This window comes from Oceanihabitans sp. IOP_32 (assembly GCF_009498295.1).
GTDB lineage: Bacteria > Bacteroidota > Bacteroidia > Flavobacteriales > Flavobacteriaceae > Wocania > Wocania indica.
Genome location: NZ_CP040813.1, coordinates 3191646 through 3214437 on the forward strand (window position 1 = coordinate 3191646; position 22792 = coordinate 3214437).

The window sequence follows — 22792 nt, forward strand, 5'->3', positions numbered from 1 at the left end:
AATGAAAAAACTACTTATATATCTGTTCTTTGCTACTGTTACTTATAGTTATAGTCAAGAATTTAATCTACCTGTGTTTACCCAATATTTGGCTGATAATCCTTTTGTGGTTTCGCCGGCTTATGCGGGTATTGGCGATAATTTAAGAATACGAGCTAATGGTTTAACACAATGGGTTGGCATTAAAGGGGCGCCAGATAACCAGTCCCTTTATGCCGATATAAGAATTGCTAATCGCTCGGGTGTTGGCGTATCTTTATACAATGATAGTAATGGGAATACGAAGCAAACTGGGGCTAAGTTTTCTTTTGCACATCACCTTGTTTTAGATACGAGAACAGAACAATTTTTATCCTTTGGTATTTCGTACAACCTGAACAGTTTTAGAATTGATATCGATAAATTTAATACTACCATCGAATACCCTATCGTAGATCCTTATGTTATTAATGATAGGCGCAGTACCAACCATAACTTTGATATTAGTGCGCTTTATAGAATTAAAGGTTTATTTGTGAGTTTTAATGCTAATAATATTTTAGATAAAAATATTGATGAAACCATTAGAAGATTGGAGCCGAATTTAATCTCTAATTATCAAGTGTACGCCGGATATACCATACCTGGCCCTAAAAAGACGGGAATAGAGTATGAGCCCTCTGTATTTTATCAATTATTTGCTAGTGATAAACGCTCGGCTACCGATATCAATTTTAAATTTCGAAAACACAGCAGAAATTTCGATTATTATTGGGCGGGTATTTCTTATCGTTTTCTTAACGATCAATTTTTCAAGCCCCTTAATGTGGGGCCTATGGCTGGTTTTAAGAAGTCGCAGTTTTATTTCGGATATTCTTACCAGTTAACCATTAACGATATTGCCAGATATAATTCGGGGACACATATGATTACTATAGGTATAGACTTTTTTAATAATATTAGTAACTGTCCGTGTACACAAACGCAAATTAAGTTTTAGAAAACACACGACAAGTATTTTTAATAATAATAGGAAGCTTTCTAGCCAAACTCTTATTTAGAGTGATGTTAGAAAGCTTTTTTATATGCGTCTCGTTGTGTGTATCTGTAGCCACAAAGTCTATTAATTCTTCTTCAATTAAATAATGCGCCATTTTCTCTACATGATTGCCATAATGGTCTGTTAACGACAGAAAATTCAGTTGAAAAAGACAGCCTAACTGTTTTAGTCTGTGGTAATATGTTTTAGAGTCATGATAAAAAGTATAACGCTCTGGGTGTGCTAAAATGGGCACATAGCCTTTTGTTTTAATTTTAGATATAATGTCTTCTAAATTAATTGGCGCCTGAAAATGAGACATCTCAATTAATATATAATTATCTTTTACTGTAAATAGTTCTTGTGCTTCTAATTGTTCTAAAAATTGAGCATCTAACATATACTCTGCGGCATAATTTAAAGTTACGTTAGACACCAAATTAGGATCCATAGCCCGTATTACATTTTGGTAGGCCTCATCAATAGTCTCTTTGGTATTCTCGTAAACACCCTGCATAATATGCGGTGTCGCTGTAAATTGTTTAACACCTAATGCTTCTAAGCTTTTTATAAGATGAATAGATTCTGATACCTGTTTTGCCCCATCATCAATGCCAGGTAAAATATGAGAATGTATATCGACGAAACCCTCTAAAGAATCCCTAAGGAATATTTTTTTATTAAAAATTTGGAACATGAATATAAATAGGTATAAAGTAAAACAAATAAAACTACTGCGCTTCTTTGGTCTCAAAAATAATAGATTCTTTGGCATTACCAACTATAACGATACCTAAATCGTTTATTTAAATATGGTCGTTATCAAAATGAATTATAGTCTACCATAATTTACAACTTATTTTAACGAAATTAGAGCATCCTGCGCTTTTATCTTATAAGCTTTTTGGGGTTCATTTATCACGTTATTGTATTTATGGTCCCTTAAATGTCATAAAGCTATAAATTAGCAACTTATGATGACATCTTTACACTGTTACGAAAACAAATATTTATTTTTATTCCGCGTAAATCTTCGTAATCTACGGGATAATTCTCCCTTATCTAAAATCTGTTTTCCCGCTGATTTCGCAGACGAACGCAGATTTTTTCGTCGTATGGCGAAAAAAGGATATACAGTCGTATTTCAAGGTACGAAGCTAACGAGAAATCTTTCTGTTAAAATTTTTAATACTTTTGAAGATGGTATTACTAAAAAGCTAGTAAGCTAGAAGTCGGGTATACCAAAACCCTGGATTGATTTTTCGTTTTGAACTATTATGGTTGGGAATCCTTTTAGAATAGACCTTATGTTTTAATATTACATACTTAAAAGAACATAAATAATAGTGATGATTAAACCCAATAAAAACACAAATACAGAATAGAGTAGTAGTGTCTGTTTTTTAGAAATTACTAAGCCTAAAAAATACAGATCGTTTATCAGTTCATTATAAATGGCATGACCTGTATTCATTATTCGCTGAAACTCTTCTCTGAACTCTATTAGACTCTGTTTCGAAAAATTGTCGGCATATAATGTGCCTTTATAACCACTCTGTTTGAAACTTTTCCCTAAATAACGATGTGGAAGCATGCTAAACAAAGCAAAGACCATAGATAACATACTGCTTACAACTAGTATTTTGGTGCCTAAGTCTATAGTTAAGGTTTTACTGCTTTTGTCTATAAAATGAATGCCAAATAGTAGTGATGTAATTATAGAGTTTACGGTTAGAATAATTCTCGCTTTATTATCCACCATTCTCAAAAGATTATAATGGTTTCTAGAGAGTGTTCTAAAAAGCGTTTGCACACCTCTGGAATCGTAGCGTTCTAATTTTTCTTGGCTTAGACTGAAGCTACTGTTTTTTTTATCGCCTTTTTTCATAATAATTAAATTCTACATAATTGTCTTACTTCATCTAAAACACGTTTAATCCTTTTATCTGAAATTCCCATATTTTTCATCGCATTGGAAGCCTTGATTAGCTCCTTAACCAAAACAACATCTTTCTCAATAAGTTGGTGTTTTTCTTTTTTGGTTAATGTGGTTAAAGTGGTAACAGGATATAAAGCTAAGGAATCAATATTTGCTTTTAAACCGTTATTTTTTGGGTAATCCCAACTTAACAAAGTCAAACCTATACATTTCCCATAATTAATAGCATCTTTAGTAAATCTGGTATTGGTTACCAACCAACCTTGTTTTAAATGTGTTTTGTTGTTTGGGTCTGCATTCCATTGTTTCTGTACATCCAAAAATCTGGAGTTAATATATAAAGGTACTTGTACATTGCTTGCCCCTCTAGCATCCGAATGAAATTTACATTCTATGGCATATGAAAACTCATCTTTTTCGGCAAGAACATCAATCTCGTGAGTGACACATTCACCATTTAAAATAACACCTACTTTGGTTTTATATCCTTTTTCTTTTAAGAGCGCACCTATCAATCGCTCAAATGGGTAACCTGTAGGACCTAAATCTAAAATGGCTCGTTTTAAACTGTAACGGGAAGCCGAGATTCTATTGTGTTTTTTCAATAAGGCAAAAGCTTTTTTGTATATGTCATTGGAAGACATCCCATCGTAAATATCGGGTTGAATTCTATTTATTATAGTTTCAATGACGTCTTTTGATGCTCCTGTAGATTTAAGGGATTGTCTTAATTTTTCAAATGAAAAAAGCTCAATCTCATCATTGATTTTTTTAATATAAATTTGTTTTTCCATATTATTTTATTGATTTAAAATCTTAGAATTTCGGTCATAATACCAAATCGAATAACAGATATTTGATGATTAAAATAAATATTATAATAATCCATACCGTGATAAAGTTGAACAAACAACCCAATATCTTCTAAAAATTTAGGATGATAGTAAAAGGTGAGGCTTGCATTGAATCGATCTAAATCAAAGGTCTCTAAATCCTTATAATTATCTAGCATTAGTGTGGTTTCTGCTTTTAAGGAAAAATTTGCTCTATCGCTATGAGAATTAGTTAAAGGAAACTTAAACGATGTAAATGAATTATGCCATCTTAAGGCGCTATACTTGCCTTTTAATTCTGGAATCATCCAACTTTTTGGATGAATTTCTATAGAGCTTTTCATGGTCTTTAAAGCTTTAATTCTGTTACTATAGGCTGTTTTAATAAATCCGAATTCCATGAAATTTGTGGCAAAATTTCCCGTTTGTAAGTTGATGGTATTGTCGTCTTTATAAAAATTCCCATCCTGTCCATTGGAATGATGTGCTATTTTCCCAAACAATACTGCGTAATTAAGCGATTTATTTTTATTAGCTAAATAATAAACTGAAATCTGCGGAATATAACTTGGCGTTCGAACAGGATAAGATTCTTCATTGTACATTCTGATTGTGATTTGAGGTTTTAATAGTGCCACTAGTTTCGAGTCTTTCCGTTTTCTAATAACAAATGAAGGGTTTATATTAGCCTCAAACATTAAGGGGTCAAGGTTTCCTATATCTGTTGGAAATGTGATGTAACTATCGCTCTGATTGATTAATGCTATTCTAGATAAATCTAGTTGTGGAATTGAATCGATGTCTTTTTGTGAAAAAGCGAGATGTACAGACCATAACAGTAAAAACGATAAATACGCTCTAATTTTCATTTAATTAAGTTTTAAGTTATTTGTTGATATTAAAAAATACTACTAGCGAGAAATTTAAAGTTACCAACATTTTCAAAGTCATGTTTTTACTGTTTTTGTTTCATGCATCTCACCAATCCAGAATGATAAGGTTATTGAAAACATTAAGTGAGCCATTCGAACAAGACTATCAATAAGGGTATTGATATTTTTATTTTTCATCTGATAAAGTTTTATTGCCCAATTCCCCAAGCCATCTTTTTGGTTTGACTTGTTTTTGGACTAATCCGAATTTTTTGATGGAATATGTTTCTATATGCTTTATTAAATCTTCCACAGAATCTGTTACAAATAGTAGTTCCATGTCCTCTGGGCTGATACTTTCATTTTCTGCCATTAATTGAATATGTTTACATAGTTCTTTATGGTATTCTGAATCGAAAATAACAACCGGAAAATCTTGAATTATTTTGGTTTGAATGAGTGTTAGAGCCTCAAACAGTTCGTCTAAAGTACCAATACCTCCTGGCATGATTACAAAGGCATAAGAGTATTTTACAAGAATTACTTTTCTGATAAAAAAATAAGGAATGTCAATCCATTTATGAAGATAGGGATTTGGTTTTTGTTCAAAAGGTAAAATAATATTGCACCCAACCGAATAACCTCCAGCTTCAAAAGCACCTTTGTTTGCTGCTTCCATAATACCAGGACCTCCACCCGTTAAAACAGTAAAACCTATTTTTGCTAATTCAGCACCAACCTTTTCAGCAGCTTTATAATGCTCAGAATCTGGTGTAAATCGTGCAGAACCAAAAACGGTCACGCTTGGTCCAATAAAATGCATTTTCCTGAAGGCTTTTATAAAATTGAAAAATATTTTAATTGCAAATTTCAGTTCTTTGAAACGGGATAAAGGGCCTCTAACAAACAAAGATTCGCCAGTAGATAATCTAGCATTATTTTGTGTTTTCATGTCAATGTGTTTTAATTGGTCTTTTTATAACTCCAAACCGCCAATCCGTTCATTACAATAGCGTAGGCCAAGGTTTTTACAGCTAGTGGTAAAATATTTTTAAACCCTGATCCTTTAAGCATAACCATACGTATAATCTCAACAAAATACTTAATAGGGTTAAATTCGGTAAGGATTTGAGCCCATTTTGGCATGCTTTCAATTGGTGTAAATAAGCCGCTCATTAAAATAAAAATCACTACAAAAAACCAAGCGATAAACATGGCTTGCTGTTGTGTGTCGGTAAAATTTGAAATAAACAAGCCCATACCTAGTATTACGAGTATGTAAATAGAGGTGTATCCGTATAGTAATAGTAGGCTACCTACCATGGGAACATTAAAAATAAGTTTTACTAAAATAAGCCCAATTGTAAGTAGTCCCATGCCTATCACCCAAAACGGAAAGAGTTTACCAATTATAAACTGACTTTTTTTAATTGGTGTCACGTTGATTTGCTCTAAAGTGCCAATTTCTTTTTCTCTAACGATATTCATTCCTGATAGAAACAACGTGATCATAGTTACTAATAACACCAATATTCCTGGCACCATAAAGGTTTTATAGTTTAGCGTTTCGTTGTACCAGAAAAGCGGAATGGTTTCGATGTTGACTGGTTGAATTTGTTTATCTGAAATTTGAAATAGATCAACTTTTAACTGTTTATTAAAACGTTGAATGATTTGAGTAACATATACATTCTCGACACCAGCAGCTGCACCATCAATAGCATTAATAGTCACTCCTAAACTATGGTGTTTCTCTTTTTGTAAATCGCGTTCAAAATACTGCGGAATTTCTAAAACAACATCCACTTCACCTTGTAACATAGCAGAGCTTGCTAAGGCTTCCGAAGGAAAATCGGTTAATACATTAAAATAAGTAGATGCATTAAATTGCTCAATTAAAGCTCTTGAAGTGGATGTGCGGTCGTTATCGATATAACCAAACTTTATATTTTTAACCTCAAAAGTCGCTGCGTTAGATAAAATAATGAGCTGCAATAAGGGCAGCACAAAAATAATAGGAAGCATGCCTTTATTTCTAAAGATTTGCTTGAACTCTTTTTGTATGATGTATAGAATTGTTTTCATTACTCTAGTCTAATTTTATATTTCTTTACACTCAAAACAATAAAAAACGCAGTCATTCCCAATAAAATTAAAGTTTCTTTCCAAATAAATGTCATGCCTACACCTTTAAGCATAATGCCTTTTAAGATGATGATAAACCATTTTGCTGGTATGATATTACTAATAATTTGTAAGGGTAAAGGCATGCTTGAAATAGGGAAAATAAAACCTGATAATAAGATAACAGGAAGCATGAGTCCCATTAACGAAATCATCATGGCTGTTTGTTGCGATGCTGAAATTGTAGATATTAAAATTCCTAAAGCTAAAGAACTGATTATAAACAGAACACTCTCTAAACCTAATAAAAACAAGCTTCCTTGAACCGGCATTTTAAAAATGAAAATACTTAGCAATACGATTACTACTGCATTGATTATCGATAGAAAAATATACGGAAACACTTTGCCTATAATCACTTGAAAGGGTTTTAATGGCGATACCAAGAGGATTTCCATGGTGCCCAATTCCTTTTCTCTTGTTATGGAAATAGAGGTCATCATCGCAGAAACCAGCATTAAAATAATGGTCATTACCCCAGGAACAAACATATACACGCTTTTTAATTCTGGGTTGTAAACCATTCGTGATTCTGGTATAAGTTGATAGACTATTGTAATATCCTTGTTTAAATCTTTTTGATAGTTTTGAAGAATAGCTCCTATAAAATTGGTGATGGTATTTGCTGTATTTGGGTCTGTAGCATCTGTAATAATTTGTATGGTTCCTTTGTTTTCTTTAATCAGGTTTTTACTAAAATCCTTTTCGAAATTTAAAACCGCTTTTACTTTTCCTTTTTTAAAAATCGATTCGATATCTGATTCTTTTTCAATAATTTGCTTGATACTGAAATATTTTGAAGCTGCTATTTTATTAATTATTTCTTCTGTTGTAGCATCTTTTGAATGATCCAGAATAGCAATGTCCACATTGTTAATTTCATTGGTAATGGCAAATCCAAATAGTAAAATTTGGGCAATTGGCATCCCGAAGAGGATAAACAACGAACGTCTATCTCTAAAAATATGGTAGAATTCTTTTTTTATGAAGCCTTTGAATCTTTTCATTTCTTTTTTTCCCGCAGATTTTTGTTTATATGTTTTTCTCCCGCTAATTTCGCAGATAAGCGCAGATTTTTTTATGCTTGATTTGATATTTTTTTCTGCGTAAATCAGCGTAATCTGCGGGATATTTTTTTATAATCCGTTTACTTTTCTAAAAATTCCTTTTGTTATATCATCTACATTAAAATTTACTAAAATGCCTAACTTCAATTCTGAAATCTTTAAGTAAGTTAAAACTTGCTTATGATGCACTTTTGAGAGAGTTTCTACAGATTTTATTTCTATAATCACTTTATCATTTACTAATAAATCTAACCTAAAACCTACTTCTAATTTATGGCCTTCATAAAACACTGGTAATGGAACTTGGCTTTTTACTTCTAATCCTTGTTTTTGTAACTCAAAACTTAAAACTGCTTCATAAACAGATTCTAATAAACCTGGACCTAATTCATTATAGACTTTGAAAATTGATCCTCTAATTAGATAGGATATATCGTTTTCTGTTTTGTGTTCCATAATTATTGTTTTCTTTCCCGCAGATTACGCAGATAAATGCAGATTTTTGTTTATATGTTTTTCTCCCGCTAATTTCGCAGATAAGCGCAGATTTTTTTATGCTTGATTTGATATTTTTTTCTGCGTAAATCAGCGTAATCTGCGGGATATTTTTTTATAATCCGTTTACTTTTCTAAAAATTCCTTTTGTTATTTCATCTACATTAAAATTTACTAAGATGCCTAACTTCAATTCTGAAATCTTTAAATATGTTAAGACTTGCTTATGATGCACTTTTGAGAGAGTTTCTACAGATTTTATTTCTATAATCACTTTATCATTTACTAATAAATCTAACCTAAAACCAATTTCTAATTTATGACCTTCATAAAACACTGGTAATGGAACTTGACTTTTTACATCTAATCCTTGTTTCTGTAACTCGAAAATTAAAACCGCCTCGTAAACAGATTCTAATAAACCTGGACCTAATTCATTATAAACTTTGAAAATTGATCCTCTAATTAGATAGGATATATCGTTCTCTGTTTTGTGTTCCATAATTATTGTTTTCTTTCCCGCAGATTTGCTTCGCCAGTTCGCTGTCGCTCGGGTCGCAGATAACCGCAGATTTTTGTTTATATGTTTTTCTCCCGCTAATTTCGCAGATAAGCGCAGATTTTTTTTATGCTTGATTTGATATTTTTTCTGCGTAAATCTGCGAAATCTGCGGGCAATCTTTTCTCATCCACGTGCCAATTTTAAAAACACATCATTCATATTTTCAGCCTTAAATTGTTCTTTCAATTTCTTTGGTGTGTCTAAAGCTTCAATTTTACCGTTAACCATTATGGAAACTCTGTCGCAATATTCCGCTTCATCCATATAGTGTGTGGTTACAAAAACGGTGGTTCCTTTATTGGCTGCTTTGTAAATCAGTTCCCAAAACTGTCGTCTGGTAATGGGATCGACGCCTCCTGTTGGCTCATCTAAAAACACAATTTTAGGATCGTGAATTAAAGACACCGAAAAAGATAGTTTCTGTTTCCAGCCTAATGGTAATGAACCAACTAATTGGTTTGCCACATTTTCTAATCCTAATTCTTCAATTAAAGCATTCGATTTTTCTTTGATTCGCTTTCTTGACAACCCATAAATACCTCCAAAAAAGGTGATATTTTCTCTAACCGTTAAATCGTCATACAAAGCAAATTTCTGACTCATGTAACCAATGTTTTTCTTGATATCTTCAGCGTTAGAATACACATTAAAACCTGCAACAGTTGCGCTTCCAGATGTGGGGTTTGAAATACCAATCAGCATTTTTATAGCGGTTGTTTTCCCTGCACCATTGGCACCTAAAAAACCAAATATTTCACCTTTTTCAACTTCAAAAGTAATCGCATTTACCGCTGTGAAATCACCAAACATTTTGGTTAATCCTTCTACTTGTATGACTTTGTTGTTATTCATATTTATTTCCCACAAAAGTGGTGCTTTTCTTTTTTTCTCCCGCTGATTTCGCAGATTTACGCAGAAAAGAGACTTAAAAAATCTGCGGAAAATATTTTATTTCGCTAATTCCATAAAGGTATCTTCTATAGTTGCCACTGTTTTATCAATGTGAATGTTGGATAATTTTTTAGTTTCTAAATACGCTTTTAAATCCTCAGCATTAAATTCTGTTCTGCTGTCTGTATAATGGACAAATTCACCAAAAGGATACACGCTATGCTTGTATTCATAGTCATTTAAACTGCGTATTAATTGGTACATATTGTTTGCACTTACATTATAAATTTGTTTTGGATAGTGCTTTACAATTGCTTCTGGAGTATCAATCTCTAAAATTTTTCCATCTTGAATGAGTGCTATTCTATCACACAAAGCCGCTTCGTCCATATAAGGTGTCGAAACTAAAATAGTGATGCCTTTTTGTTGCAGTCGTTTTAGCATTTCCCAAAATTCTTTTCGCGATACGGGATCTACTCCTGTGGTTGGTTCATCTAAAAACAACACTTTAGGTTTATGAATTAAAGCACAACTTAAAGCGAGTTTTTGTTTCATTCCACCAGACAATTTTCCGGCACGACGATCTTTAAAAGGCTCAATTTGAACATAGATATCTTTTATTAAATCGTAGTTTTCTTCAATGGATGTTCCAAAAATAGTAGCGAAAAACTCTAAATTTTCTTCAATCGTTAAATCTTGATACAATGAAAATCGTCCAGGCATATAGCCCACACTATTTCTAATACTCTTGTATTCTGCAACCACATCATAACCTGCGACAGTTGCACTGCCTTCATCTGCAAACAAAAGGGTCGTTAAAATCCTGAATAGGGTAGTTTTACCAGCACCATCAGGACCTATGAGGCCAAAAAGCTCTCCTTTTTTCACTTCAAAAGAAATGTCTTGTAATGCGTTTACATGTTTATAAGATTTGCTGATATGGTTAACAGAAATACCCATGATATTTTAATGTTGTACTATGATTTTAGTTTCCATGGTCACTTTAGATGTAATAGAATTTGAAATTAAGCAGGCTTTTTCTGCTTTTTCAACGATACGTTGGGTGCGTTCGCGTTTCGATTCGTCTGTAATTACAACTTCTGGAAACAATAGCACTTCGCTCATGACAAACTTGCCATCTACTTTTTCTAAAATCCCTTTAGAATCGCATTTAAAACTTACATATTCTAATTTTGAGAATTCTGCAATCGCCAAAAATGTAGTCATTAAACAACTGCTCACAGCTGCTGTAAATAAGTGTTCTGGTGACCAAATATGTGGCATGCCTCCAGGGAATTCAGGTGGTGTTGCAACTTCTAAACAGTTGGTTTCATTGGTGTCCTTATTATGTAATTCTGGTGAACACATCATCCCTTTTCGGTCTTGTGTCCAATTAATATTTACGTTGTACGTGTGCTTTTCCATGGTGTTATATGTTTATATTATTAAATGATTATTCGTAAAATATCATCAACCTGTAAATTGTTTTCTATGGAATCAATTATATGTTAACTCTAAAAAACAATTAATGGTTTTCATTCTGTGTAAATCTGCGAAATCTGCAGGATAATTTTCCTATTACTAATATTTGTTTTTCCGCTGATTTGCTTCGCCAGTTCGCTGTCGCTCGGGTCGCAGATAATCACAGATTTTTTTCCCTTAAGGCAAAAATCAGGTACAAGTATTATTATTTAAAATAAGTGTTGTAAGCATTAATATTTTCTTTTATACTTTCTTTTAGTTTTGAAGCATCTTCAACAGTTTCAGCTTTTAAAAGGGCGTCAATTTTCTCAATTAACGGGTGAAGCCAAACGTGTAAATTGTCATGAGATGGCCCTTCCATTGTACAATTTTTTATAACAAAATTTTTCTCCTCATTTAGCTGTTTAGCCAATTTATGATAGTCTGCTAATGTGCTTGGTGATTGCGAATTGATGGTGTTTTGTAGTTTTTGAACCCCCTCATTTGTTATATCATCGGCCTGCCACTTAGTTCCATTATCCATTTGGATGTCGTTTACCCAAGCATTGGCATAAACACTTGATTCTTCGTGCTCTTGATGATTGTTATGGGTTTCGGTAGCGTGTTCAATGGATTCTGTTTTTGTGTCTTGATTTTTTCCGTCTTTACATCCTACTAAAGCCAATAGGCTTAATGTGAAAATTACTTGTTTCATTATTATTAGATTTTATTGATTATTAGTACTTGTGTTGTTTAACCATAATTCTGCAGGCATGCCTATTTTAAGGCTACCATCGTTTTTTACATCCACTTTTACGGCATAAACAAGCGCCACTCGCTCTTCTTTGGTTTGAATGATTTTTGGAGTGAATTCAGCTTCAGAAGCCATCCAACTAATGGTGCCTTTGTAAGATTTCATGTCTTCTGCATCATCAATCTTTACCGTTACTTCTTGTCCGATTTTTATATTAGCTAATTGTGTTTCACTGATATAAACTCGTAATTGCATGGTGCTTAAATCGGCAATTTTATACAATGGTTTGCCAAAAGCAGTAATTTCGTTTGGTTCTGCGTATTTGGTTAATACGGTACCTTTTACAGGATTTACGATTTTGCTTTTCTCAATTTGATCGTCTATTTGTTTGAGTTGTACATCAATACTTTTGAGTTCGTTAACAACCGGTGCATTTTGTATTTCTACGCTTCTAATTTGGTTTTTAATAACGTCTATTTCGCCAGAAATATCATCTAATTGCTTTTGTGTTCCAGCCTTGTCTTTTATTAAATTTTCAGTACGTGTTTTGTTGGTATAGGCTGTTCTTAATTTTGAATTTAAAACGGCAATTTGAGACAAAACACCTTTAGATTTAGAGCTTATCACAGCTTTAGACACCTCTAATTGTTCGCGTTTTAATGCCAAGGGAATAGTATCGATATAGCCTATAAATTGTTTTTTTTCAAGCGTGTTACCCTCATTAACATCAAACTGCATGAGTTTTCCGTTATTTTCAGCTGAAATGGTGATTTCTGTGGCTTCAAAATTCCCGTAACCATCAGCTTTATCGTTGCTGTTTCCGCAGGATAAAATAGTTGTTATAATGATTAATGTTAGTATGTAGATTTTGTTTTTCATGTTGTGTAGTTTTTCTCCCGCAGATTTCGCAGATTATCGCAGATTTTTTTATAATATTTAGTCTTTTTCTGCGTGTATCTGCGAAATCTGCGGGATACATTTTTATTGTCCTTTTATAACGTTATAATTCGCTTTCGCTAATTGCAATTGAATTTTATGCCTCACCAACGTGTTTTCGTCTTCGTATAAATTGGTTAATTCGGTGATATATGCCGAAGAAGTGATTACCCCATTTTTAAGTTGCGAATCTGCCGATTTAAGCACGTCTTTTCGAAGTTTGATAATCTCTAAATCGGATGCAATAAAACCTTCAATTTTATTGATTTCCTTTTGTTGCTGATTCAGTTCTATATTTGTATTCAATTTGAAAGTTTCCGTTTCGGTATCTAAAATATCCTTATTAATTGCCAAGGATTGACGTTGTTTTTTGTTGGAATTCCAATCGAAAACCTTCCAATTTAATTTCAGGCCTACTGTGTAAAAGGTTTGAAAGGAATTATCGAGCATATTCAGTCCCGGATTACCATAACCACCAGTTGCAAAACCGAGTAGTTTTGGTGCATTTTGCTTCGCTATTAGCGTTTCGTTACTTTCAATTTCTTTTCTTTTAAGCTGAAATAATTCTAATTCTGGTCTATTAATTTCGGTTTCTAAAGGTGTTTCTACCAGCGGATTTTGAAATGTGGTTGCAGCATCTAAAGGCCGACCAATAATGCTCGACAAGGTTTCTATTAAAGCTGTCTTATTACTTTCTAATTCTCTAAATTGCTGACTTAGTTTTAAAAGTTCTGCTTCTAAAACTTTATCTGATGCCGGTAAAATGGTACCATATTTAATACCCGATTGTACTTCTTTAAGTTTTGCTTCTAACTGTGCTTCTTTGGCTTTTAACAACAGATAGGATTCCTGCGATAATAAAATGGAAAAGTACAATTGGTTAATCTGTTGCTTTAACTGATAGAGGTTAACGTCAACCTGTTTTTGTTTGGTTTTAGTTTGCACTGCTTTTACATTTAAAGTCGCATCTGTGACTCCACCATTATAAATCAATTGATTTACAGAAAGCGTTGCACGATATTGGTCTTTGTTTAAAGATTCAATATTGGCATTGGGAATTGGGATTTCAATCACATCCGATTGGTAAGTGGCTTGCGCATCTAAAGATATTTGAGGTAATTTTGCATTAGAAATAACTTCAGAGTCTAATTTGTTTTGGTCTTCAAATAACTGAGATTGCTTGGCTAAAGGGTAGTTTTTAGTTGCTAAACTATGGCATGCCTCCAAAGTGATGCGCTGTTGGGCAACACTTGGAAGGGTTATTAAGATTGATATAATAATTATAAAGCGTTTCATTTTAGTGTTTCTTTATCGAATTAATAATAAAGCTAGAAACTTCTGTTTTTCGATCTTCCATGAGTTGTTTGTAGTTTTTATCATCTGTTTTGGTAAGTGCCATGATTAAAGGTTTCGCTAGAAAAGGGAAAATGTTAAGCGCTAAAATGTTAATGAATAATTGTTCTGCACTTATGGGTTTAATGAGACCGTTTTTAACGTCATTATCTATTTGTATTTTAAACTTTTCAAGATTTGGAAAGCCTTTCTTTTCGGTCAATTTTAAAATAAACTCTGGATTTCTATTTAATTCCTGAATGATAAAATTTGGTAAATATGGATGCTTAATAATGAATGAAATATAGTTTGATGTGAAGCTTTTTATTTTGTCTTCAATAGAAGAATCATCGTTTAGAATCGCATTTAATTGCGGTGCCAATAATGAAAAGGCACTTTTAAAAACCGCCTCAAACAGCAGTTGTTTGCTTCTGTAATAATAATGAAGCATGGCTTTGTTAATGCCTGCCTTATCTGCTATTTCTTGCATACGTGCTCCAGCCATGCCTTTGGCCTGAAAGACATCTTTCGCAGCATCTAAAATTTGTCCTTCGGTGTTTTCGTCTTTTGTTTTCGCCATATTAACTATATAGTTTAACCATTTGGTTAGCAAATATACAAAAAATAATCAAACGCGCTGTGGTTTGATTATTTTAACAGTTTTGCAAGTGTAAATCTTGTATTAATACAAATGAGTTTCTTATAATGATCTTAGCAGTTTTCTCTCCGACTAAAATGATCAGCTACCATTTAAATTACCTTTTAGTAAATTCTTAATAAAAAAAAAGCCGACTGTAATTGATTTACTTTTCTAAATTAATGAAACGCTTTTACATCGGCTCCTAGATCATAGACAGCAACCTCGTTTGTTAAGTTAGAGATAATACTGCGACCCGTTGCACTTCTGTAACCACCAGCACAATACACCACTATGGATTTGTCTGTGGGGATTTCATCCTTAGAATCTCTTAATTGATTTAAAGGAATAGGAATGGCTTTTTCAAAAATTTGACCTTCTTCTATTTCACTGGTATTTCTAACATCTATTAAGGTGTAAGCATCCATTTGTTTTTTAAAATCCTCGACATTTAAAACTTCAGAGCTTAAAAGAGAAGTGTCATTTAAGGTTATTAAGCTCACCACTTGTTTTTCATAACCTATTTTGGCAATCCGTTTCATAATATCTTCTCTATCATTTATAGAATTTAAAACCACATAGAAAGGTTCTTTAGGTTTAACAATAGCCCCTAACCATGTTTCAAACTTATCATCTTCAGTTTGGGCAATGATATTTATGCTTTTCGCTAAATGCTTCTTATTAAAATCGTCTTTACTTCTAACATCGATGACTAAAACATCATTTGGATCAAAAGTATTTTCTGTTTTAAAATGTAAGGTTGGTTTGGCTATACCTATTTCAAAATTATCTGCACCTTCTTTGTTCATATCGACATTAAAACCAAAATAAGAAGGGATAAAGGGTTGATCTTTTAAAATATGCTCAACAAACTGGTCTTCGGTTAAATTTTTAAATGCCCAGTTCTCTTGTCTTTCTCTTCCTAAAGTACTAGAAGAATCCTTACTCATGTTTTTACCACACAACGAACCAGCGCCATGTGCAGGATAAACAATAGTACTGTCAGGTAAATGGTTAAATTTATTCTTCATGGTGTTATACATACTTTTGGCCAATTCTTCTCGTTTAGCCCTCATATTACCCGCTTTTTCTCTTAAATCTGGCCGTCCAACATCGCCAATAAACAAAGTGTCTCCAGAAAACATGACCTGTTTATTAGATTCATCTTCAGCTATAATTGTGAGACTATCTGGTGAGTGTCCAGGTGTATTGATGGCTTTAAAGGTAACCTTGCCTAATATGACTTCATTGCCATCATCAAAAGTGTTATGAGGATAATTGGCTCCAACAAGCTTGCTTGTATAAATTGGGGCACCAGTTTCTTTGTGTATTTGTAAATGACTGCTAACAAAATCGGCATGTGGGTGTGTTTCAAATACGGCCGAAATTTTAGCATGATGTACTTCTGCTAATTCGTAGTAGGGTTTGGGATCTCTCGAAGGATCAATTAAAGCCATTTTACCTTCACTAATTATAGCATAAGAATAGTGCGCTAAAGGCTTATCTTCAAATTGTTTAATTATCATTATTATTTTTGTATGAAGATAAAAATTTTGTGTCAATATTTAAAATTAACTACTCATTTAATTTGCTTTTTTATGAACTTAAAAATTTTGACTCGTGCTCTAATTTTATGAGAAGACCTTGTATGTATAACTGTTAATCGGTTTACTAAATCGCTATCGCATGTCTTGTGAATAGTTAAAACTACTTGGTATTTTATAAAGCCGATGACATGTTAAGTAGGGTATCAGAAGATCTGGGTAGCATAATAAAGAAAAAACAGAAGGAGTGCTTTTAACAAATATAAAAGCTATTAAACGGGTTGATTTCATAAGATAATACCTCAAGATGACAATTATAAATTATTATCACGTCACATAACAAGTTATTAGAACGAAATACAGTAATTTTGCGCCCTATAAAAAACTAGTTATGAAACGTATAGCAGAATACAAGAAATTATTTGAGGTACAAAAAGATTTAGACCTCAAAACACTAAAAAAGACGTATCGTAACTTAGTAAAGGAATGGCATCCCGATAAATTTCAAGATGGAGACATCAAAGCTTTTGAAGCCGAAGAAAAAAGTAGAAAAATTATTGACGCTTACCATTTTTTAGTAAGTATTGCACCAGAAACTAAAGCTGCTAATTTAGAAGACTACACGAATACCATTACAAAGTCGGCCATTGCAGACTACCAGCACAATGGTATGCTTTTGGAAGTGACCTTTACAGATGGTCATGTTTATGAGTATTTTGGTATTACAAAGCAGGTTTATATAAAAATGATTAATTCAAATAATATCAATCGTTTTGCCAGACGCACTATTTATTCAAATTACATTTACAGAAAGACTAAACGTCAGTTAGAAGAAGCTTAAATTTTAATTTAAGCCTTAGCATATTATTCTATAAAACGTTTTTACAGGACAACAAACCATCTTATGGCAAACACAATTAAAGATCAGCAGGATATTTTATCGAAATTAAATATTCGCGTTTTAAATCCGATGCAGGAAGAGGCTATTTCTGTGATTGAAAAAAACACCAATACCATACTGCTTTCGCCAACAGGAACGGGTAAAACCGTAGCTTTTTTATTGCCACTAATTAAAGCATTAGATCCCGATTGTAGTGAAGTTCAAGCCTTGATTTTGGTGCCTTCGCGAGAATTGGCGATACAAATTGAGCAGGTGGCACGCACTGTGGGTTCTGGTTTTAAAGTGAATGCCGTTTACGGTGGTCGCCCCTTGTCTAAAGATAAGATAGAAATTAAGCACGTGCCTGCTATTTTGATTGGGACACCTGGACGAATTGCAGATCATTTTAGTAACGATCGTTTTTCTAAAACGGCTATTAAAATGCTCATTTTAGATGAGTTTGATAAGTCTTTAGAGGTGGGGTTTGAGTCTGAAATGCGATACATCATCAATCAATTACCATATCTCAATAAACGCGTATTAACATCGGCAACTCAAGGCGTTAAAACTCCTGGTTTTGTGCGTTTAGATAAGCCAACTACAGTTAATTTCTTAAAGGAAAGCACAGTATCTAAATTGCAAATTAAAACAGTATTAACACCAGAAAAGGACAAATTAAAAACTTTGTTAGATCTCATTCATCATATAGGAAATCAACAAGGCATGGTATTTTGTAATTTACGTGGTAGTATCAATGAGGTGAGTCGGTTTTTAGATCGAAATAAGATTAATCACAGTTGCTTCTCTGGTGGTATGGAGCAAAAAGATAGAGAGCGATCCTTAATTAAATTTAGAAACGGAACGAGCCAACTTTTAATAGCAACAGATTTAGCGGGACGAGGTATTGATATTCCAGAATTAGAATGTATAATTCATTACGAAATTCCTAGGGCAGCAGAAGAGTTTATTCATAGAAATGGAAGAACCGCAAGAGTAGACGCCAAAGGAGTCGCTTACGTATTGCAATATAAAAACCGAAATTTACCTGATTTTATTAAGAATTCTGAAGTTGCAAATATTTCTAAAAAAGCCCTTCAGAAGCCTCAATTTTGGGAAACTTTATTTATTTCTGGGGGCAGAAAAGATAAAATCTCTAAAGGAGATATTGCTGGTTTATTTTTTAAACAAGGGAATATCACTAAAGATCAATTGGGAGTGATTGAATTAAAACAAGATTGCACTTTTGTGGCCGTGCCCTTAAGTATTGCAGATACCTTGGTAGAAAAGTTAAATAATACACGGTTAAAAAAGAAAAAGGTAAGGGTTACGGTGTTATAACAGTTAACTTTTTATTTCCAGTATTTAAAACAGCATGGTCTAGATTTATTGTGTTAGGCTGGTGAACACTATAAAGCCTTTTGTATATCTTTAATATAAACCTATTAAAATTTAGCATTCTGTTATAAGTATTACCTTTCTTATATTTTTAAGGCGCATTCATAAAACGTTAAAACCTTAGTAAAACCGATATTTTTTTCGTAAATTGAAGTAAATAAAAACCCCGAAAAAGGCCATTAAGAGCCAAAAACGGGGTTTTCTTTTATCTACAATCATGAAAATACAAAGAATTAGTGAATTACAGCACGAATTTTCATTTTTATCTGCTACTGAAAATTTTGATGCGTTTTATACCCGTTTTTTAAAGAGTGACCTAGGGAAGATTTACTTAGCTATTCCCTGGAAATCTTTAGTCGAAGCTTTTCAGATTAAAGAAAAAGCATTTGGTTCAAAAATGATCTTTAGCCCCAAGGGAAGAATCGCACTGATGTTTTTAAAGCATTACACATGCAGTTCTGATAGGAAGCTGATAGAACAGCTCAATAGTAATATTGATTACCAATTTTTTTGTGATATTCATTTAGGGTTTTCTAGGATTACGAATTTTAAAATAGTTAGTCAAATACGCTGTGAACTGGCAGAAAAACTCAAGATTGACGCATTAGAAAAGTCACTTTATAAACATTGGCGACCCCATATAGAAAATAAAAATCAAATCACAGTTGATGCCACCTGCTATGAGAGCGAGCTCCGTTATCCCACGCCTCAAAAGCTCCTATGGGAAGCTGTAGATTGGTTGTATAGGCAGCTAAAAAAAATCTGTAAGGTTTTAGGTTTAAAAATGATGCGCACCAAGTATATAAAATGGAAAAAGCGCTATTTTGGATTTAGTAAAATGCGCAGAAAAACCAACAAGAAAAGAAAGCCACTTACCAGGGCGTTATTACACCTATTAAATAAGCTTATAGGCTTTGAAAAAGAGCTTCGCACTTCTTATAAACTTGAATGTCGTGTAGCTTATTTTAGAAGAGTCGCTACTATCAAAAAAGTATATGCGCAGCAACAGCAATACTTTGAAACAGGCGTATCACCAAAAAACAGAATAGTAAGTATTGCGAAAAGTTACCTTAGACCAATAGTGAGAGGAAAAGAAGTAAAATCTGTTGAGTTCGGAGCCAAAGTAAACAAGCTGCAAATAGACGGTATCAGCTTTATAGAGCATTTAAATTTCAATGCTTTTAATGAAGGTACAAGATTAAAGAAAACCATTTACAAAGCACAATCGCTTACAAAAATAAAACAAAAATAGTAGGAGCCGATGCTATTTATGCCACCAATATGAACCGCAAATTTGTTACCAAGAACAATATCAAGACGGACTTCAAGCGTAAAGGCAAGCTTCCTAAAAACTATCAGCAAGAAAAAAAACTCAAAGCATTAATTGCTAAAGAGCGAGCTACTAGGCCAGAAGGTAGTTTTGGAAATGAAAAAGAGCACTATCATCTCAAAAAAATAAAAGCCAAGACGAAAGCTACTGAAAAACTATGGATCTTCTTTGGTATACATACCGCCAATGCTCTGGAAATAGGTAGGAGAATACAAAATAATCTAAACCAGATGGCCGCATAAATTTAAGAGTTAAAACATCATGGGATAAGTATGCCTTGTCGGTAATAAAAATATAATTTTTGACCCAAAAACTTAAAAAAGAAAACCCAAGACTTAAAAATGAATTAAATCTTGGATTTTTTTTATCGATAACATTCATCATGGGTTAAATTCTGAATGTGCCTTTTAAGACATCCTAAATCAAACATCTAGTTAACTTTCATGACAGCCCTACGAAATCTTCACGTTTTGCTAGTTTCTTTAAATTGACCTTTTTTCATAAGTCAATGAGCTGAATAAATAACTCACAGAAAAGGGTCTTGATATACTTTTGCAGCAGAAATAATAAACGCAAAATTAATATTAAAACGATGGCAAAATTTATTGTACCAAAGGAAATACATCACGGCTTAGGAAGTCTTGAAAGATTAAAAGATTTAAAAGGAAAAAAAGCAGTTTTTGTAATTGGAGGTAATTCAGTTAGAAAAAATGGTTCACTTGAATGCGCACAAAAGTTCTTAGCTGAAGCTAATATCGAGTCTGCAGTATTTGGAGGTGTAGAAGCAGATCCTTCAATAGATACGGTTTATAAAGGTGCTGCATTTATAACCGAAGAACAACCAGATATTATTATAGGCTTAGGTGGCTGTTCGGCTATCGATGCGGCGAAAGCCATGTGGATTTATTACGAATACCCAGATTCTAAACTAGAAGATTTAGTGGCACCTTTTGCAGTTAAGCCATTACGTAATAAAGCTATTTTTGTGGCGGCACCTTCAACTAGTGGTACAGGTACCGAGATTACTGGCCTTGCTGTAATAACAGATAGAGAAAAAGGAACTAAATACCCAATTGTTTCTCACGAATTAACCCCAGATGTTGCCATAATAGATGGTGAGCTTTGTGTTAGTATGCCAACCCACGTTACTGCTAATACTGGTTTAGATGTATTAAGTCACGGAGTTGAAGCTTATGTTTCTAATATTGCCGACCATTATAATGATGCTTTAGCAAAGGGTGCGACCGACTTGGTTTTTAAAAATTTACAAACCGTTGTTAAAGAGCCTAATAACTTAGAAGCTCGTCAAACTATGCACGATGCTTCTTGTATGGCCGGAATGGCGTTTACCAATGTTTGGTTAGGAATAGTTCATTCCATGTCTCATCAAATTGGTGGTACTTTTGGGATTCCTCATGGTTGTTGTAACTCTATTTTAATGCCTAATGTTATTCGATTTAACTCGAAAGTAACCGATAAATATGAAGATTTAGCAGGTTTATTAGGAAAATCTACTGCTGAAGATTTCGCTCAAGAGGTTTCAAATTTACGTGAATCTGTTGGTGTTGTCGGTTCTTTAAAAGAATACGGTATTGATCAAAAAGAATGGGAAGCAAAACTAGATACCCTTACTGAAAACGCGATGAAAGATCCTTGTACGCTTTTCAATCCTAGAAAACCAAAATTTGAAGAAATAAAAGCTATTCTTCAAGCTTGTTATGACGGTGAAGCAATTACTTTTTAAGTATAGTTTACAGAGCATGAAAAAGCCCTAAATATATTTTGGGGCTTTTTTTGTGTTTAAAATCATTAAAAGCACAAATAAAACAAAGTGCTATTGCGGTCAATTGATAAGATAAAATAAACACCACAGGGTTTAAAAGTAAGTCAAGTTTTTTTTCTGTTGAGGTTATCTTTTTTTTTTTTTGAAAACTCTTTTGCTTCAGTTGGAAACAAGAAAATGACGTCACATTTAGGAGATTTTCACCTTATTCCCATCATAATAGAGTCCTAGAAATGAGGCTTTTTATACCAAACTATTTATAATATCAACATTCACTTCGTGCTTCCCGTCAAACATCATAACATTCAAGTTTTCTTTAAATAAATTTTTGGCTTTTTTAGTTTCAGAGTCTAAGCGTCCTTCTGTTAAATACTCATCATTAGTACCACAAATTAAAGTTACTTTAGCCTTTAAAAATTTAAAATCTTCAGTACTTAATTCCTCTGGAATGCCGCCAGAATGTAAAATTAATTGGTGGCACTGTAGTTGTCGTTTGGCCACATAACGCAGGGCAACACTAACGCCTTGCGAATATCCTAAAACTATTAGATTAAGGTTTTCTGGGATGTTTTCAGCTTCAAAAATAGCATCAAAATTGCGCATAATATTCTCGGTGTCTTTTGCAGTAGTTTCTTTGGTTAACCAATTGGCGCCAACGCGTCTAAAGTTGGCATTAAGATAATATTTACTAGCAGCTTGTGGTGCAATAATATAATTTTCAACGGGATGTAATCCTTTAAAATACTTTAAAAAATACCGACTTAAATAGCCCATACCATGACAAACAAACCATACGTTTTTAGTCGATCTGGAAAGTGAATTTAGGGTAGAATAGGAGTTGATTGTTGTGTATGAGATTTCTTTTTCTTGTGATTTCAT

General features: G+C 33.1%; 24 protein-coding genes. 6 read left to right on the forward strand and 18 right to left on the reverse strand.

What is annotated here, in order from left to right; translation table 11 throughout:
* Position 1 precedes the first annotated feature (1 nt).
* Positions 2 to 979, forward strand: a complete 978-nt coding sequence (locus FEZ18_RS13325; protein WP_153268773.1) for a type IX secretion system membrane protein PorP/SprF — start codon at positions 2 to 4, stop codon at positions 977 to 979.
* On the opposite strand, the gene FEZ18_RS13330 is transcribed toward FEZ18_RS13325, so the two are convergent.
* The 17 genes from FEZ18_RS13330 to FEZ18_RS13410 all read right to left on the reverse strand — a co-directional run bounded on the left by FEZ18_RS13330 (position 969) and on the right by FEZ18_RS13410 (position 16507).
* Positions 969 to 1715, reverse strand: coding sequence for a tyrosine-protein phosphatase (locus FEZ18_RS13330; protein ID WP_153268774.1), 747 nt, complete (start codon positions 1713 to 1715; stop codon positions 969 to 971). The genes FEZ18_RS13325 and FEZ18_RS13330 overlap by 11 nt on opposite strands.
* A 621-nt stretch (positions 1716 to 2336) precedes the next feature.
* A complete protein-coding gene (locus FEZ18_RS13335) occupies positions 2337 to 2906 on the reverse strand; it encodes a Pycsar system effector family protein (protein ID WP_153268775.1) in 570 nt (189 codons plus the stop codon).
* Between the two features lie 5 nt (positions 2907 to 2911).
* A complete protein-coding gene (locus tag FEZ18_RS13340) occupies positions 2912 to 3751 on the reverse strand; it encodes a restriction endonuclease (protein WP_153268776.1) in 840 nt (279 codons plus the stop codon).
* A gap of 14 nt (positions 3752 to 3765) precedes the next feature.
* Positions 3766 to 4659 carry a hypothetical protein gene (locus tag FEZ18_RS13345; protein WP_153268777.1) on the reverse strand — a complete coding sequence of 298 codons (894 nt, stop codon included), beginning with the start codon at positions 4657 to 4659 and terminating at the stop codon, positions 3766 to 3768.
* 190 nt (positions 4660 to 4849) lie between these two features.
* Positions 4850 to 5614, reverse strand: a complete 765-nt coding sequence (locus FEZ18_RS13350) for a TIGR00730 family Rossman fold protein (RefSeq protein WP_153268778.1) — start codon at positions 5612 to 5614, stop codon at positions 4850 to 4852.
* Between the two features lie 11 nt (positions 5615 to 5625).
* Positions 5626 to 6747: an ABC transporter permease gene (locus FEZ18_RS13355; RefSeq protein WP_153268779.1), complete on the reverse strand. Its 1122-nt coding sequence runs from the start codon at positions 6745 to 6747 to the stop codon at positions 5626 to 5628.
* The gene (locus tag FEZ18_RS13360; protein WP_153268780.1) at positions 6747 to 7853 is read right to left on the reverse strand and encodes an ABC transporter permease; all 1107 of its coding nucleotides are present in this window, start codon (positions 7851 to 7853) and stop codon (positions 6747 to 6749) included. Before FEZ18_RS13360 ends, FEZ18_RS13355 begins: the two co-directional genes overlap by 1 nt.
* A gap of 129 nt (positions 7854 to 7982) precedes the next feature.
* Complete coding sequence (locus FEZ18_RS13365) at positions 7983 to 8369, reverse strand: GxxExxY protein (RefSeq protein ID WP_153268781.1); 387 nt, start codon at positions 8367 to 8369, stop codon at positions 7983 to 7985.
* A gap of 154 nt (positions 8370 to 8523) precedes the next feature.
* Positions 8524 to 8910: a GxxExxY protein gene (locus FEZ18_RS13370; RefSeq protein WP_153268782.1), complete on the reverse strand. Its 387-nt coding sequence runs from the start codon at positions 8908 to 8910 to the stop codon at positions 8524 to 8526.
* Positions 8911 to 9093: 183 nt separating this feature from the next.
* Positions 9094 to 9822, reverse strand: coding sequence for an ABC transporter ATP-binding protein (locus FEZ18_RS13375; protein ID WP_153268783.1), 729 nt, complete (start codon positions 9820 to 9822; stop codon positions 9094 to 9096).
* Between the two features lie 96 nt (positions 9823 to 9918).
* On the reverse strand, positions 9919 to 10821 hold the full coding sequence (locus FEZ18_RS13380; protein ID WP_153268784.1) for an ABC transporter ATP-binding protein: 903 nt from the start codon (positions 10819 to 10821) through the stop codon (positions 9919 to 9921).
* A gap of 6 nt (positions 10822 to 10827) precedes the next feature.
* A complete protein-coding gene (locus FEZ18_RS13385; RefSeq protein ID WP_153268785.1) occupies positions 10828 to 11286 on the reverse strand; it encodes an OsmC family protein in 459 nt (152 codons plus the stop codon).
* Between the two features lie 262 nt (positions 11287 to 11548).
* Positions 11549 to 12037 carry a hypothetical protein gene (locus tag FEZ18_RS13390; RefSeq protein ID WP_153268786.1) on the reverse strand — a complete coding sequence of 163 codons (489 nt, stop codon included), beginning with the start codon at positions 12035 to 12037 and terminating at the stop codon, positions 11549 to 11551.
* Positions 12038 to 12049: 12 nt separating this feature from the next.
* Positions 12050 to 12955, reverse strand: coding sequence for an HlyD family secretion protein (locus FEZ18_RS13395; RefSeq protein WP_153268787.1), 906 nt, complete (start codon positions 12953 to 12955; stop codon positions 12050 to 12052).
* A 102-nt stretch (positions 12956 to 13057) separates the two neighbouring features.
* Positions 13058 to 14308, reverse strand: a complete 1251-nt coding sequence (locus FEZ18_RS13400) for a TolC family protein (RefSeq protein WP_153268788.1) — start codon at positions 14306 to 14308, stop codon at positions 13058 to 13060.
* A gap of 1 nt (position 14309) precedes the next feature.
* A complete protein-coding gene (locus tag FEZ18_RS13405) occupies positions 14310 to 14924 on the reverse strand; it encodes a TetR/AcrR family transcriptional regulator (protein ID WP_153268789.1) in 615 nt (204 codons plus the stop codon).
* Positions 14925 to 15160: 236 nt separating this feature from the next.
* Positions 15161 to 16507, reverse strand: coding sequence for a rhodanese-like domain-containing protein (locus FEZ18_RS13410; RefSeq protein ID WP_153268790.1), 1347 nt, complete (start codon positions 16505 to 16507; stop codon positions 15161 to 15163).
* 409 nt (positions 16508 to 16916) lie between these two features.
* On the opposite strand from FEZ18_RS13410, the gene FEZ18_RS13415 reads away from it, so the two are divergent.
* From FEZ18_RS13415 to FEZ18_RS13435, 5 genes are all read left to right on the forward strand, one after another.
* Complete coding sequence (locus FEZ18_RS13415; RefSeq protein WP_153268791.1) at positions 16917 to 17366, forward strand: KTSC domain-containing protein; 450 nt, start codon at positions 16917 to 16919, stop codon at positions 17364 to 17366.
* 63 nt (positions 17367 to 17429) lie between these two features.
* The gene (locus FEZ18_RS13420; RefSeq protein WP_153268792.1) at positions 17430 to 18743 is read left to right on the forward strand and encodes a DEAD/DEAH box helicase; all 1314 of its coding nucleotides are present in this window, start codon (positions 17430 to 17432) and stop codon (positions 18741 to 18743) included.
* Positions 18744 to 19017: 274 nt separating this feature from the next.
* Positions 19018 to 20052 (forward strand): transposase, encoded by a 1035-nt coding sequence (locus FEZ18_RS14750; RefSeq protein ID WP_228122766.1) that lies wholly within the window; start codon positions 19018 to 19020, stop codon positions 20050 to 20052.
* Between the two features lie 29 nt (positions 20053 to 20081).
* Positions 20082 to 20372 carry a hypothetical protein gene (locus FEZ18_RS14755; RefSeq protein ID WP_255473326.1) on the forward strand — a complete coding sequence of 97 codons (291 nt, stop codon included), beginning with the start codon at positions 20082 to 20084 and terminating at the stop codon, positions 20370 to 20372.
* 350 nt (positions 20373 to 20722) lie between these two features.
* Positions 20723 to 21874, forward strand: coding sequence for an iron-containing alcohol dehydrogenase (locus FEZ18_RS13435; RefSeq protein ID WP_153268793.1), 1152 nt, complete (start codon positions 20723 to 20725; stop codon positions 21872 to 21874).
* A 282-nt stretch (positions 21875 to 22156) separates the two neighbouring features.
* Here the strand turns inward: FEZ18_RS13435 and FEZ18_RS13440 are convergent, their stop codons facing one another.
* A complete protein-coding gene (locus FEZ18_RS13440) occupies positions 22157 to 22792 on the reverse strand; it encodes an alpha/beta hydrolase (RefSeq protein ID WP_153268794.1) in 636 nt (211 codons plus the stop codon).